Source organism: Adlercreutzia sp. ZJ138 (assembly GCF_011038935.1).
Classification (GTDB): Bacteria; Actinomycetota; Coriobacteriia; order Coriobacteriales; family Eggerthellaceae; genus ZJ141.
Map to the genome: position 1 here is coordinate 19732 of NZ_JAAKEA010000007.1, position 14116 is coordinate 33847.

Below are 14116 nucleotides of genomic sequence, written 5' to 3' on the forward strand. Positions count from 1 at the left end.
CCGCGTAATTACTTGGTTTCGGTGTCAAGCAGCTGAGCACAATTGAGAAGGTTGATTGTTGAAGTTTGCACTAAGTTGGCAATTCAGGCCGAGCGGCAAAAAGGTCGCTTGAACGGGCTTGGGAAGTGACCTCTCCCATTTTTTTGGTAAGTCGGGTATACTGTGCAGGTTTAAATAACAACCCGAAAGAGCGCAAGTAGGCCAGCAGGAGGAAGACCATGGCAATTTCCACCGCCGATTTCAAGAACGGCATGTGCATCATCAACAACGGCAAGATGTGCACCATCGTTGAGTTCCAGCACGTGAAGCCGGGAAAGGGCGGCGCGTTCGTGCGCACCAAGCTGCGTGATATTAAGACCGGCCGCGTGGTCGACTACACCTTCAATGCCGGCACCAAGTTCGACACCGTTCGCTTGGAAACCAAGAAGATGCAGTACCTGTACAACGACGGTTCCGACTTCTACTTTATGGACAACAATACCTTCGAGCAGATGTCTATTACTGCCGATATTGTGGGCGATGTGGCCAAGTGGCTTAAAGAGAATGATGAAGCGAGCCTGCTGTATGCCGGCGACGAGCTGATCAGCATCGAGCCTCCCATGTTCGTAGAGCTTGAAGTTGTGGAAACCGAGCCGGGCTTTAAGGGCGACACCGTGCAGGGCGGCGGCAAGCCTGCCACGCTGGAAACCGGCGCTGTGGTGCAGGTTCCCATGTATATCGAAGTTGGCGAAGTGCTGCAGATCGACTCTCGCGACGGTCGTTTCGTGAAGCGCGTGTAGTAGCAAGCGTGTAACAGCAAGCTGGCGCGTACAAGCGCACAAGTGCACAAGCGAAGCGCAACGCATAGAAAAGCCCCGTGTTCGGGGCTTTTTCTTCGCCGTCACAAACCGTCCGTGCCGCCCGGCTCGCGAAGCATGTTTCTTGTCGGTGAATTTCCTTGCAGCACGCGTCGCGGCGCCGCTCTTCTCCTATAATTCTGGTTTCGATCTTTGACTCTTCTCACCGATAAGGAGGTGTGAGTTCATGCCAAGGCTTCAGATCATGGATACCACCATCCGTGACGGCCAGCAGAGCCTGTGGGCCACGCGCATGTCAATCGGCGACATGCAGCCGATCCTCCCGCTCATGGACCGCGTTGGGTACTGGGCCATCGAGGCGTGGGGCGGCGCGACGTTCGACTCCTGCTTGCGCTTCTTGGACGAGAACCCGTGGGAACGTTTGCGCTCCATCAAGGCAAGCACGCCGAACACGCCACTGGCCATGCTGTCGCGCGGTCAGAATCTGGTAGGTTACAAGCACTATTCCAAGGAAATCGTGAACCGCTTCATCAAGGCGGCCAACCGCAACGGTATCCATGTATTCCGCGTGTTCGACGCGCTGAACGACATCCGTAATGTGGTTGACAACGCCGAGGCCATTCGCGAATGCGGCGCGCACTTCGAAGGTGCTATCTCCTACACCATTTCCCCGGTGCACACGCTCGACAGTTTCCTGGAATACGGCCAGCAGCTCAAAGACCTCGGTGCCGACTCCATTGCTATCAAAGACATGGCGGGTATGCTTACGCCGTACCGCACCGAGCGCATGGTGAAGGCGTTCAACGCCGAAATTGGCCTGCCGGTGCACGTGCACTGTCACTACGTGGGTGGCATGGCTCCGGCCAACATCCTAAAGGCCGCCGAAGCGGGCGCGGCTATTGCCGACACGGCGCACGCACCGCTGGCATTCGGCAACTCGCATCCCGCAGTCGAGATGATCGTGGCAGCGCTGCAGGAAAGCCGCTATGACACGGGCATTAATCTCGATCTTCTGTTCGAAATCTCCGAATACTGGGAGGAAGTGCGCAAGCGCGGCCACTACAAGCGCGGCGTGTCGTCGCTTACCCACATGCAGGTGTACTCCCATCAGGTGCCGGGCGGCATGATGAGCAACTTGGTCAGCCAGCTGGAAGTGCAGAAGGCTGCCGACCGCCTGCCCGAGGTTATGGCCGAAATCCCGCGCGTTCGCGCCGAGGTGGGCTACCCGCCGCTCGTTACCCCGCTTTCCCAGATCGTGGGCACGCAGGCAGTGTTCAACGTGCTTACCGGCAAGCGCTGGGGCGTAGTGTCGAAGGAAATGAAAGACTACATTCTCGGCTACTACGGCAAGGCACCTGGGCGCATGGACAAAGACGTGGTTGCCAAGGTGGTGGGCAACGCCGAAATGCTGCCGCCCGATGTGGCTCCCGGCTCGCTTGTCACCACCACCTACAACGAGGTTGCCGAGGAAATTGGCGAACTGGCGAAGAGCGAGGAAGACGTGCTCATGTACGCCTTGTTCCCCAACGAGGCCCGCACGTATTTAAGCAAGCACCGCGCACATGAAAAAGTTGACTTCTTAATGCAAGAGGAAAGCAGCGGCACCAAGGAGGACGATTACGTGGACATCAATCAGATTCGCGAGCTGGTAAAGGTCGCCGAGGAAAGCGGCGTCGGCGAAATCGTGGTGGAGGAAGAGGGAATGCGCATCTCCATCAGGGCAAAAGGCGAAAACGCTGCCGTTCCGGTGGCGGTAGCCGCACCCGCTGCTGCCCCTGTGGCGGCACCTGCTGCAGCCGCACCTGCGCCCGCCGCAAATGAGCGTCCGGCCAACTGGCACGCTGTGACAGCTCCCATGGTAGGCACATTCTACGTTGCCCCCGCACCCGGCGAGCCGCCGTTTGTGAAGGCGGGCGACGAAGTATCGGCCGGCCAAACCTTGTGCATCGTTGAAGCCATGAAGCTCATGAACGAGATCGAAGCCGAAGAAATGGGCACGGTTCGCGAAGTGTGCCTGGAAGACGGCGCGCCGGTCGAGTACGGCACGGTGCTGTTCTATGTGGAACCTCATGCCAGTGTTCCGCTCGTTTCGGAGACTGAGTAATGTTTAGCAAGGTGCTCATAGCGAACCGTGGCGAGGTTGCCCTGCGTGTTATGCGCGCGTGCAGGGAACTCGGCGTTGGTACGGTCGCTGTATATTCAACTGAAGATGCCGACACGTACCCGGTTCGCTATGCCGATGAAGCGGTGTGCATTGGGCCTGCTCCTGCGGCGAAAAGCTATCTGGTTATGGCAAACATTATCGAGGCGGCGAAAATCACCGGTGCCGAGGCAATTCATCCGGGTTACGGCTTTCTGGCCGAGAATGCCGATTTCGCTCGTGCATGTTGCGAAGAGGGGCTGGTCTTTATTGGGCCGTCTGCGGAATGTATCGAGCGCATGGGCGATAAGAGCTCGGCGCGCGAAACCATGAAAACCTGCGGGGTTCCCACCGTTCCCGGCTCCGATGGTTGCTTGGATACCGTCCAAGAGGCGCGCGAGTTTGCCGAACAGGTGGGTTACCCGGTGCTCATTAAGGCAACTGCGGGCGGTGGCGGCAAGGGTATGCGCGAAGTGCACGACCCGGCCGATCTGGAGTCGCAGTACGTAGCGGCCCGCACCGAAGCCGGTGCGGCATTCGGCAACGACGGCGTGTACTTAGAAAAGCTTGTCTTGCGCCCGCGTCACGTTGAGGTGCAGGTGCTCGCCGACAACTTCGGCAACAGCGTGGCGCTGTGCGAGCGCGACTGTTCCATCCAGCGCCGCCATCAGAAGCTGATCGAAGAGGCGCCCTCGCCGGCACTTACCGAAGAGTTGCGTCGGGCGATGGGTGTTGCGGCGCTGAAGGCGGTGCGTGCAACCAACTATCGCAACGCCGGAACCATCGAGTTTCTGCTCGATGAGCGCGGGTCGTTCTACTTCATGGAAATGAACACGCGCGTGCAGGTTGAACATCCCGTGTCCGAACAAATTACCGGCACCGACATCATCAAAGAGCAGCTGCGCATTGCTGCGGGCGAACCGATGAGCTGCGCCGACCGCGCGCCGTTTACGCCGATGGGTCACGCCATCGAATTCCGCATCAACGCCGAGGATCCTCAGCATGGCTTCCGTCCCTGCCCGGGAACTATCACGTTGTTCGATCCGCCGGCAGGTCCGGGTGTGCGCGTGGAAAGCTATGTGAAGTCGGGTTCGCGCATTTCGCCGCATTACGACTCGCTCATAGCTAAGCTCATCGTCAGCGGGCAAGATAGGGAAGAAGCGCTCGCCCGCGCCGCGCGTGCTCTCGACGAGTTCGTCATCGAGGGTCCCGGCATTGCTACCACCATCCCGTTTCACCGTCGCGTGCTTGAAAACGCGGCGTTTCGCGCAGGCGATGTAACCACTGATTTCATTGAAACCCAGATGGGAGACGTATTATGACGAATCTGAACATCGATGGCATGGCGCTGGCTCCCGGCGTGCTGGAAACCATCGTCTCCATTGCTGTTGCTGAAGTTGAAGGCGTTGCTTCTCTTGGATCGAGTGCGTCGGGCTTCCGCTCGAGGCTCGGCGGCAAGCAGGGTGTACAGGGCGTCGAAGTGGTGGCTGACGAACAGGATAACCTCAGCGTTTCGGTGCATGTCGATGCGTATTACGGAACGGTGCTGCCCGAGCTGGCGGCCAAAATCCGCGAGGCCGTGGTAGACGCCGCCGCCATTCAGGTGGGGGCCTCTATCTCGTCGGTTGACGTGTACGTTGACGGCATCCAATTCGCCCGCTAGGGGGATGCGCCACATGACGACGAAACGACATGTGCGCACGCATGCGCGTTGGTGCGCCATTCAGGCGCTGTATGCCGCTGAGGTGCAGGGCATTCACCCGGCCGGTGCGGTCGTTGACGGATGCTGTTTGTACACCGGCGACGTGCTTGACGAGCTGGAAAGCGCCATCGCTGAAGCGGTGGCTGCGTGGGAGCCGCTTTACGAGCAGTGGCAGCAGCAACTTGAGCAGGGCGACGAATACGCCAAGAAGCCGGTGTTGGCCGACATCGACATGTCGGTTCATGCTGGTGTGGCACCGCTGCCTGACTACGCGCTGATGCTTGTCGAAGGGGTTGACGAAAACCTTGCCGCCATCGACGAGCGCCTGGGCGCCGTGTCTTCAAACTGGTCGGTTGAACGCATGCCGGTAGCCGATCGGTGCATTTTGCGCCTGGCGGCCTACGAGATGTTCTGCGTTGATGAAACGCCCATTTCCGTTTCTATCAACGAGGCAGTTGACTTGGCGAAGTTCTTCGGTGGGCAAAACGAGTCGTCCCAGTTCGTCAATGGTGTTTTGGGAAACATCGCCCGCGGCATCGAAGCAGGGGAAGTGCTTGAACCGCCCGTTTCGGCCGCGATAGTGGAAGCGGATGCGACCGACGGCGCCGAAAGTGAAGCTGAAGCTGACGCGCCTGAAGCCGAAACGCTGCGTGAAGCCGCTGAGGACGAAGCGGTAGCCGAAGTTGAAAGCGAACCCGAGCCAGCGCGCGAAGCCGAGGAAGGCACCGCGCATGGCGAATAGCGCAGGTGAGACGTTCGCTGATGTACAGAAGCGTCTCGATGAGATTCTCGATGCGGTAAACGACGAAGAAACCTCGCTCGATGAAGCGCTGGCCTTGTGCGAAGAAGCGGTTGGCTTAGGGCTTCGAGCAAGCGACATGTTGGAAGAGGATGTGGATTCCGCCGAGTCTGGAAGAAGCGAACCTGGCAACGCCGAGTCTGGAAGCAGCGAACCCGACCACAGCGAGCCTGCATCCAGCACAGCGGAGGGCGACGCCATAAGCCCATCCGAAGCGGCATCGTAGGCACGCGCCTGTATTCTGGTTGATTGAAACTGAGCGCGAACCCGCAACACGGCGGGCTCGCGCAAACGCATGCGTAAAGGACGCGATATGGACGATCAGCGTATCTTGGACATGGTGAAATCTCCTGCCGACCTAAAGCTGCTCTCCAATGAAGAGCTGTCCATACTGGCGCAGGAAATTCGCGAAGAAATAGTCACCGTCACCTCGCGCAATGGCGGGCATGTTGCCTCGTCGCTGGGTGCGGTGGAAATCATTCTCGCCGTACATAGCGTTTTGAACTGCCCGCACGACCGCTTCGTGTTCGATGTGGGGCATCAGGCGTATGCGCACAAGTTGGTGACGGGTCGCCTGGGGCAGTTTGCCACGCTGCGCCGCTACGGAGGCATGTCGGGCTTTCCCAAGCCGTCGGAAAGCCCGTACGATAGCCATCCGTCGGGTCATGCGTCCGATTCGCTATCGGTGGCGCTCGGGTACGCCCGCGCGCGCGACCTGCGCGGCGACAACCAAAAAGTCGTGGCGCTTATTGGCGACGCGGCGCTTGCCGGTGGCATGGCATTCGAGGCGTTAAACCAGATCGGGTTCATTCGAACACCGATGGTTATCATTCTAAACGACAACGAAATGGCCATTTCGCGCAACACCGGCGCGCTCATGCGGCACTTAGGCCGTATGCGTGCCAGCTCGCAGTACCGCCAGGTGCGCGACAACCTGCAAGAGCGCATGGAGCATTCCAACGAGGCTACGGTGGCACTGCTGAACTTCGGGCGCAACATGAAGGAATCCATGAAGCAGTTTGTGCTGCCGCGTACGATGATCTACGAGCAGATGGGCATCTTGTGCACCGCACCCATTGACGGGCACGACATTGCTCAAATGAAGGAAACGCTGCAAATGGTGTTGGAAACCGATGGTCCGGTGCTCATGCATGTGGTCACCAAGAAGGGCGCAGGCTATTCCCCCGCAGCGAACGACCCCGAAACCTTCCACGGCGTTGGGCCGTATAACGTGGCTACGGGTGAAATTAAGAAGAAACCTGCGTCGGCTCCCACCTACACCAGCGTGTTTGGTGACGCTCTGGTGCGCGAGGCGCACACTGATGCCAGTATCGTCGCCATGACGGCGGCCATGAAGGGTGGCACAGGGTTGGCGAAGTTTGCCGAAGAGTTCCCCAGCCGCTTCATTGACACAGGTATCACCGAAGAGCATGCGGTGGGTATGGCGAGTGGTTTAGCCTTTGGCGGCATGAAGCCGGTGGTTACGCTGTACTCCACGTTTTTGCAGCGGGCGGTCGACCAGCTTATCGTGAATAACGCCCTGGCAAACGCCAACGTGGTGTTTGCCATCGACCGCGCCGGCCTTGTGGGCGACGACGGCCCCACGCATCATGGCGTGTTTGACCTGGTGTACACGCGTATGGTTCCCAATATGCGCGTGCTTACTCCCTCAGACGAAGCCGAGCTTGCAAGCGCACTGCACACCGCGCTTACGCTGAACGGCCCTGTTGCCATACGCTATCCGCGCGGCGAAGCCGAAGGCGTGCCCGTACCCGAGCTACCGTGCGTGTTTGAGGAAGGCGTCTCGCGCGTGGTGTACGAGCCCAGCGTTGCTGTCGAAAGTGTGTTGGACGCAACCATTCTCGCGTTCGGGCGCATGGTTGGCAGAAGCGTAGGCGCGGCGAAGCTGCTGGCGGGCCAGGGTTTACAGGTGCGCGTGGTGGACATGCGGTGGGCTAAGCCGCTTGATGCCGTTGCTATCGCCGAAGCGGCAACTTCGTCGCGCCTGGTGGTAACGGTGGAGGAAGGCGCGCTTGCTGGCGGCGTTGGCGAAGGAGTGCTCGCCGAGCTCGCGAAGCTGGAAAGCCGTGTGCCCGCCATTACGCTGGGTATTCCCGACCAGTTCATTCCGCAGGGAAGTGTCGACGTGCTGCTTTCCAGCATCGGGCTTGACGCCGACGGCATTGCGAGTACGGTGGCCGAACGCCTTCGTTAAGGAAACACGTCTAAACCCACCAGCCCTGTGCCGACGAGTCGGCGCCTGAGGGCTTCAGACCTCATTTGCGTACGTACACGTGCGCACTCGGTTTTTAGCTATCAGATATTCGTCTCGTCAACACAGGCAAGACGGATTTATATCAGTGTTTTCTTAGGCGGAAACGGGCCGCTCCATAATGTAGTCATCCATAACAAAGCCGTCTCCAATGTCGGTTACTACGCATTCGATAACGCGAAAGCCGTTTCCCTGGTAGGCGCGAACGCCCAGTTCGTTGTGCTTGTTCACGGTCAGATACATGGTCGAAAGCCCGCGCTCACAGCACAGCTCATCGTAGAAGCGTATGGTTTGCGAGCACAGGTGCTTGCCGCGTGCGTGCGCTGCAAGGTAAATCTTCGAGATAAAGAATCGGTTGGTTTCGGCCTCTGCATGTCCGCCGGTATAGCCGAGCGCAGTGCCATCGGCATCTTCCACAAACCAGTATTCGTAGCCGTTGTCGGCCATGTCGGTCTGAATGGCCTGAAGGCTTTGGAAGTGGCTTACCATGTAATCGGTCTGCGCCTCACCGATGATGGCGGGCCAGTACTCGTGCCAAATGTCGCTTGCCATGCGCGCGAGCGCGGCCTGATCATCGGCGGTTACAACGGGGGTAAACCGAGCGGTTGTCATGAATCCTCCTTTGTGCTTTCAACTCTTCTTCGTTGTTTGAGCGTGCGCGCAGGTGCTACCAAGGCACTGTTTGGGTAATGTCCAGCATCACGCAACGCAAAGGGCTGCTTGTCTTGTGTTCTCGCTTAGTCTACCCCTCTCATGTGCATTCCCGATACTTGTTTCTCAGAGTGTGACCTGACCCTATTGTCACAAAACGCCCTGCCCCCACTGTCACACCGTCCCTACTGTCACCCTGTTACACTCATACGAGCCGCAAGAATCGGCATGGGGTCCTCACTATGTTACAAGAAGCGCAAATAATCCTCAGATTTGCTGAGACAAATGTCGTTTTCACATTGTCTGTGAGAGGGCTTATAGGTACAATGTCGGCATCTGACATAGACAAACAAAATACAGCTAGTGCTTGCTGGGGGAGGGCAAGCTATAAGGCTTAGGTAAGAAAAGGTACGACTACGATGGCGCAACACGAGCGCATGAACGTAAGTCCGGGTAGCTACGCGGCGGCTCGGGCAAAGAGCACGGGCGGCACGCCGGCGTCCAGCTTTCGTCATAAGCTGGGCACGGCAGTCGGCATTGTGCTCTGCGTTATTTTGCTGCCCATGCTGGTTGTAAACCTCACCCTTATCGTGCGCAGTTTTATCAACCCCAACGAAGTGCCCAGTATCGGTGGCGTGTTCCCCCTTATTGTGGTTACCGATTCAATGTATCCCGACATTCAAGGTGGCGACCTTATCATTTGCCACACTACCGACCCCGAGCAGGTGCAGGTGGGCGACATCATCGCGTTTTTCGACCCGGCGGGCAACGGCACCAGCATTGTTACGCATGCGGTAACCCAGGTTGAAAATGGCGAAGCGGGGCTTTCGTGGATTACGCGCGGCATTGCCAATAACGCCGACGACGCCACGCCCGTGCCAGCTGACAAGTTGGTGGGCATCTATCAAACACGCTTGCCGGGCGTTGGCAGCGTGGTCATGTTTATGCAAACCGTTCCGGGCATCATCTTGTGTGTTGTGTGCCCAATTCTGTTGTTGGTGGCGTGGGATGTCGTGCGCCGCCGCCGTTATGAGAAGCGCATGCGGGCCGAAGCAAGCCTGCTGCAAAGTGAGCTCGAAGAACTGCGAGCTCGAAACAGCCAAATGTGAAAGGAGAGGGGCTATATGGAGAAGAACAGATCGCTGCGCACAGCCTCGGGGCTGTTCGTACTGGTGCTCCTAACTATCTGTGTCGTCGGAGCAACCTACGCAAAGTACGTGACCTCAGATACCGCGACTGACACCGCACGCGTCGCGAAGTGGGGTGTGGATGTTAGTGTGAGTAATACCGATCCAATTTTTAAATCAACCTATATGAAGGCTGCAACATCGACTACTCTAACTGCTGGAAATTCTGTTGAAGCTAACGCGGCTGTAGACGGTTCCCGGAGCAAGGTTGTTGCGCCGGGTACATCAGGCACATTGATTAATGCTTCAATCACCGGCACTCCTGAGGTAGCGGTCAAGGTGAAGACTGAAGCGAGTCTTGATCTCAGTGATTGGACTATTGATGGGAATACGGAATATTGTCCCATTGTTATCACCATTGATAGCGTTCCGTATAAGATGGGAGATAGTACGAACGAGACTAATCACGTATATGCCTCGATTGAAGAATTTGAAACAGCCGTAAAAACTGCTCTTAACGAAGCAGAAACGGATAGCAGTAATCAATTCGCCCCCAATACTCCATTGTCAGACAAGTATGACCACTTGGTTACCTGGAATTGGGCATTTGCTGGTGACGGCAATCCTTTCCAAACTGACGACAAGGATACCAAGCTTGGCAATCTGACGACTGCTCCGACGATCGCGTTTACCTATACTGCCACCGTCACTCAGATCGACTAACCCACACGCAGCGTAGTTCCGCGCGAAGCGCGGAAAAGCCCGCTTCCTCTTGTGATGGGAGGAAGCGGGCGTTCCCTCGTTTTGAAGAGGGGACGTAAAGGTTTGAACAAAGCGCTTTTTTGCGAGGAGGTGTCCTGTGAAGAAGCCATACATCTATCAAGCGGCCTCTGGGCAGGTCGCCAACTCTCAAAAGAAGAACCTCACTCCGTGGCTGCCAGTGCTTTGCGTGCTGGCAGCGCTTGGCGTTGTGTTAACTGCTACGTTGCTCGGAAGCAGCTTAGGGCGCTTCTCTGCGCCTGATGCCTGCGCCATTCCTCTTGTGCCCGACGCTGCCGAAACTGACGTAGCTGCTGTGAGTGATACATCCGCTTCGACAACATCGGTCGCAGCCGAGCAGAGCAGTGGAGCAGCGCAAAGCACATCGCAGCCTGCCGCCAAAAGCGCTAATTCCGCATCGGTCGACTCTGCGGAAACAAGCGATAGTTCCGTTTCCGCACGATCAACTGTCGAAAGCTCTGCGGCAAGCGATCCTGCGGCCGCTGCGAAACCTGGAGAGATGCAAGTCTACGGAACCCCGCAGGTGTGGAGCACCGAAACACAAGTCGATCTTTTCCGGAGCAACTACAACAACACGGTGGCATCCGCCGATGGCGACAAGCTCATCGCTCCGGGCACGACAAACCGCTACGACTTCACGCTGCGCAACAATGCCGAGGTTCCACTGGGCTACGAAGTCTCACTTAAGGTTGAGTCATGGTCCGCAGGTGCAGCAGATAACGCAGGTGTTGCCGACGCGGCGGGTTCAGCTGCAACAACGGAAGAGCCTTCATCTTCCGTAGGTGTTCCGTTGGAATGGAGGCTGCTTACCGCGGCTGGTGATCCTGTAAGCGACTGGCAGCCGCACGGCGAAAACGTTAGCGTGCTGGATGCCGCCACGCTTGATGCCGGGCGTCAAGCGGGTTATGCCATCGAGTGGCGCTGGGCGTACGAGCAAGGCGGCACAAGCGCAGCGGATGCTGCCGATACGGCACACGGCGACCACGCAGCACTCGAAGACTTCGGTGTGAAGGCGACTATCTTCGTGCGGGCAGAGCAAGCGCCTGCGCCACCTGCCGCCGAAACGCCGAAAACCCCACAAGATATCGTCGCTGGTCTGCTAGCACAAACGGGTGATTCCACGCTTGCGCTTGTGGCGGCGTGTTTGCTGGCTGTTGCGGCATGCGCGCTGATTGTGGTAGTGATAGCGCGCCGCAAACGAGAAAAGGACGCTGACCATGCGCGCGGGTAGTTCGATGCGGCGAAACGGGCGCTCCCAGGTTCAGCATGCCCAGACTCGCGAGTTCCGTGAGTCTCATGTGTCTCGCGAGTCCCGCGTGCCCGAGTCTCATGAATCCCGCGAGTTCTGTGAGTTCCATATGTCCCGCGAAGTCAGCGTTTCCTGTGAGCCCCACGCACAAGAGCATCGCATCCTCTCGGCGGTACGCTTCATCGTTGTTGCGCTGCTGTGCATTGCGCTGGGGTTCGGCGCATTCCGCATTGCCACGGCGCCGCAGGACGACGCGCTGCCTATGCCCTTTGGGTTTGGCGTGGCAGTGGTTATGTCGGGCAGTATGTCTCCAGCACTCGAAGTTGACGACCTGGTTGTTGTGCGGCCGCAGGAGAGCTACGCGGTGGGCGATGTTGTTGTGTACCAGTCGGGGCAAAACCTGGTGATGCATCGGGTGGTTGCGAGCGAAGGCGACACCCTTACCACACAAGGCGACGCGAACAACGCACCCGACGATCCTATCAACAAAAACGCCGTGCAGGGCGCAGTGGTGTTTAGTGTTCCGTATGTGGACGCAGCGGTTGGCGCGCTGCAAACTCCGGCGACGTTCGCGGCGCTGCTGCTGGCTGCCGTCGCTTTCCTGTGGTTGTCATTCCGCCCGCATCGCAGCAGGGAAGAAGCGCAGCTGAACGATCTTCAAAACGAAGTGTCCAGCTTAAGGGAGCAGCTGTCTCACGCGCGCTCCAAGGGCCCTTTGCGGGGATCACACGCAGATGTATCTGCGGACACACATGCGGACGCATATACGGGCGCAGCTTCGCAGACTGTTGGCGCCTATGTCATATCGCAGCGCGCTGTATCGCAAGCCATGTGCGCGACGGGTGTGACTCTTATGGACAGCTCTAATAGGGGAGGTTTCTCAGAGGGCTCGAAGTGCAATGCGTCTGCGACAGACCACTCACAGGTCGCTGCGTCACAGGTCTCCATGTCTCAGGTTATGCGTCCTATAAACACCGGCAGAGCGGTGTGTGCGCTGCTGGCGCTGGTTGTATGCTTGTGCCTGGCTGTGGGCGTGGGAGCCCGCTTTGCGTCGGATGGCTCCGCCAGCGACAGCGCTCGTGTGGCGGCATTCGCATTCACGATGCCGGGTTCAGAAAAAATCACTTATGACACGGGCAAAATCGAAAAGCCAGGCGACGAAGCAACGTACACCTTCACGGTAAGCAACAAAAAGGACAGTACGATAAGCGAAGTGGCGCTGCGTTGCTTGTTCACGGTGGAGCTGAACGGCAGCATGCCGCTTACCTGCACGATTGAGAAAGTGGATGGCCAGGGTACAGGTGGCGCTGATCCGACGAACCCGACGAACCCGACAAACCCGACTAACCCAACCGATCCAACAGATCCAACGAACCCAACCGGTCCGGTCGACACGGTGCTTTCCGTGGCGCTGACAGATGGGGATGCGGGTTCCTCGGGCAGCGCGGAGGCAGGTTCCCCGGGTGGTACGAGCATAGGTCCCACGATTGGCACGACGACAGCAGAGGCTCAGGCGGGAACTTTTGAGGCCGCTTCGCAGCGCACCGACACGTATAAGCTCACCGTGCGCTGGCCAAATAACAAAAACGACGCGAAGTACGCCTCGCGCAGCGCTGTTGCGGAAGTGAAGTTAACTGTGAGAGCAGAGCAGATTGACTGAGACTCCGCCAGCCTGCACAGCGCGTTGTGCGTCCGAGCAGGCTAGCGAAACCTCAGCACGGAAGAGAGAGTAGGAATGCGAAACGATAAACGACAGATTGCCGAGAGCGCGCCCATCAAGGGCGGCAAACGTGCTGTCGCATGGGCGGCGCTGATCGTTTGCGTGGTGGCTTTAGCAGTTGGCAGCGTGGCGGCGCGCTACGTGACGGAAAACCCTTACAGCTCCGAAATGGAGTCGGCTGTATTCCATATAAGCTCCGACTATCTTGTTGAGCTTACTGAGGAAGGAAATCCTGTATCGCGTGTTGTGCCATACGCAGACACCTTCGACATTCACTTATACAACTATGAGAAAGAAAACGTCGCGCTTATCTCGCAGGTGGACATTGCGTACACGGTGACAGCCCAAAACGCGACGGTGAGCGTGAAAGCCGCTGATGGGACGGAGATAGACCTCGGTGCGAGCGGTAGTTATCAGCTCGCGAAGGCAACGGGCGAAGATGGCAAAGCACAACAGGTGCTCCACGTGACCCCCACAAAACCGACTTCGCCAGACAATCCCATTACGGTGACGGTGAAAACGACTTCTCCCTACGACAAGAAGCTCACTGCGACGTTTACGGTTGCCGGCAGTGTGCCCAGCTACACGATTGTCGATAAGGGCGACGGTACGGTATTAGTGACGGTCGAAACCAACGACTACGCTGGTGAAGTAACGCTGAAGTGGAACAACACCAGGTTCTCGCCCGACAACACGAACGAACTGATGTCGTCGTGGACAGATGCAAGCATAGACGGTGCTACGCCGGGCAGTTCGCAAGGCACGTTTACGGCTGAGCCCAACTCCACCTACAAGCTGCTGTTTTTCAAGCACACCGCAGACCGCTATAACGATGGCGCCAAAAAATCAGGCACCGGTACAGTAATAACGCTGGAGTAA

General features: G+C 57.9%; 13 protein-coding genes. 12 read left to right on the forward strand and 1 reads right to left on the reverse strand.

Features of this window, described 5'->3' with window-relative positions; genetic code table 11:
• Nucleotides 1-218 precede the first annotated feature (218 nt).
• The 7 genes from efp to dxs all read left to right on the forward strand — a co-directional run bounded on the left by efp (nt 219) and on the right by dxs (nt 7653).
• Entirely contained in the window at nt 219-779 is a 561-nt protein-coding gene (efp, locus tag G7Y43_RS04415) for an elongation factor P (RefSeq protein ID WP_165044498.1), read from the forward strand.
• A 244-nt stretch (nt 780-1023) separates the two neighbouring features.
• A complete protein-coding gene (gene accB / locus G7Y43_RS04420) occupies nt 1024-2901 on the forward strand; it encodes an acetyl-CoA carboxylase biotin carboxyl carrier protein (protein WP_165044500.1) in 1878 nt (625 codons plus the stop codon).
• Complete coding sequence (accC, locus tag G7Y43_RS04425) at nt 2901-4259, forward strand: acetyl-CoA carboxylase biotin carboxylase subunit (RefSeq protein ID WP_165044502.1); 1359 nt, start codon at nt 2901-2903, stop codon at nt 4257-4259. Before accB ends, accC begins: the two co-directional genes overlap by 1 nt.
• Nucleotides 4256-4600, forward strand: coding sequence for an Asp23/Gls24 family envelope stress response protein (locus tag G7Y43_RS04430; RefSeq protein WP_165044504.1), 345 nt, complete (start codon nt 4256-4258; stop codon nt 4598-4600). Before accC ends, G7Y43_RS04430 begins: the two co-directional genes overlap by 4 nt.
• Nucleotides 4601-4613: 13 nt before the next feature.
• On the forward strand, nt 4614-5381 hold the full coding sequence (gene nusB / locus G7Y43_RS04435; RefSeq protein ID WP_165044506.1) for a transcription antitermination factor NusB: 768 nt from the start codon (nt 4614-4616) through the stop codon (nt 5379-5381).
• Nucleotides 5371-5664 carry an exodeoxyribonuclease VII small subunit gene (locus tag G7Y43_RS04440; protein WP_165044507.1) on the forward strand — a complete coding sequence of 98 codons (294 nt, stop codon included), beginning with the start codon at nt 5371-5373 and terminating at the stop codon, nt 5662-5664. The genes nusB and G7Y43_RS04440 overlap by 11 nt, the downstream gene beginning before the upstream one ends.
• An 87-nt stretch (nt 5665-5751) precedes the next feature.
• Complete coding sequence (gene dxs, locus G7Y43_RS04445) at nt 5752-7653, forward strand: 1-deoxy-D-xylulose-5-phosphate synthase (protein WP_165044509.1); 1902 nt, start codon at nt 5752-5754, stop codon at nt 7651-7653.
• Nucleotides 7654-7806: 153 nt separating this feature from the next.
• Here dxs and G7Y43_RS04450 read toward each other — a convergent pair whose 3' ends face one another.
• Nucleotides 7807-8322: a GNAT family N-acetyltransferase gene (locus G7Y43_RS04450; protein ID WP_165044511.1), complete on the reverse strand. Its 516-nt coding sequence runs from the start codon at nt 8320-8322 to the stop codon at nt 7807-7809.
• A 458-nt stretch (nt 8323-8780) separates the two neighbouring features.
• On the opposite strand from G7Y43_RS04450, the gene G7Y43_RS04455 reads away from it, so the two are divergent.
• From G7Y43_RS04455 to G7Y43_RS04475, 5 genes are all read left to right on the forward strand, one after another.
• The gene (locus G7Y43_RS04455) at nt 8781-9470 is read left to right on the forward strand and encodes a signal peptidase I (RefSeq protein ID WP_165044513.1); all 690 of its coding nucleotides are present in this window, start codon (nt 8781-8783) and stop codon (nt 9468-9470) included.
• Between the two features lie 15 nt (nt 9471-9485).
• Nucleotides 9486-10211, forward strand: coding sequence for a hypothetical protein (locus tag G7Y43_RS04460; protein WP_165044515.1), 726 nt, complete (start codon nt 9486-9488; stop codon nt 10209-10211).
• 136 nt (nt 10212-10347) lie between these two features.
• Nucleotides 10348-11499 carry a hypothetical protein gene (locus tag G7Y43_RS04465; protein ID WP_165044517.1) on the forward strand — a complete coding sequence of 384 codons (1152 nt, stop codon included), beginning with the start codon at nt 10348-10350 and terminating at the stop codon, nt 11497-11499.
• Nucleotides 11486-13177: a signal peptidase I gene (locus tag G7Y43_RS04470; RefSeq protein WP_165044519.1), complete on the forward strand. Its 1692-nt coding sequence runs from the start codon at nt 11486-11488 to the stop codon at nt 13175-13177. The genes G7Y43_RS04465 and G7Y43_RS04470 overlap by 14 nt, the downstream gene beginning before the upstream one ends.
• 75 nt (nt 13178-13252) lie before the next feature.
• Nucleotides 13253-14116, forward strand: coding sequence for a hypothetical protein (locus G7Y43_RS04475; protein WP_165044521.1), 864 nt, complete (start codon nt 13253-13255; stop codon nt 14114-14116).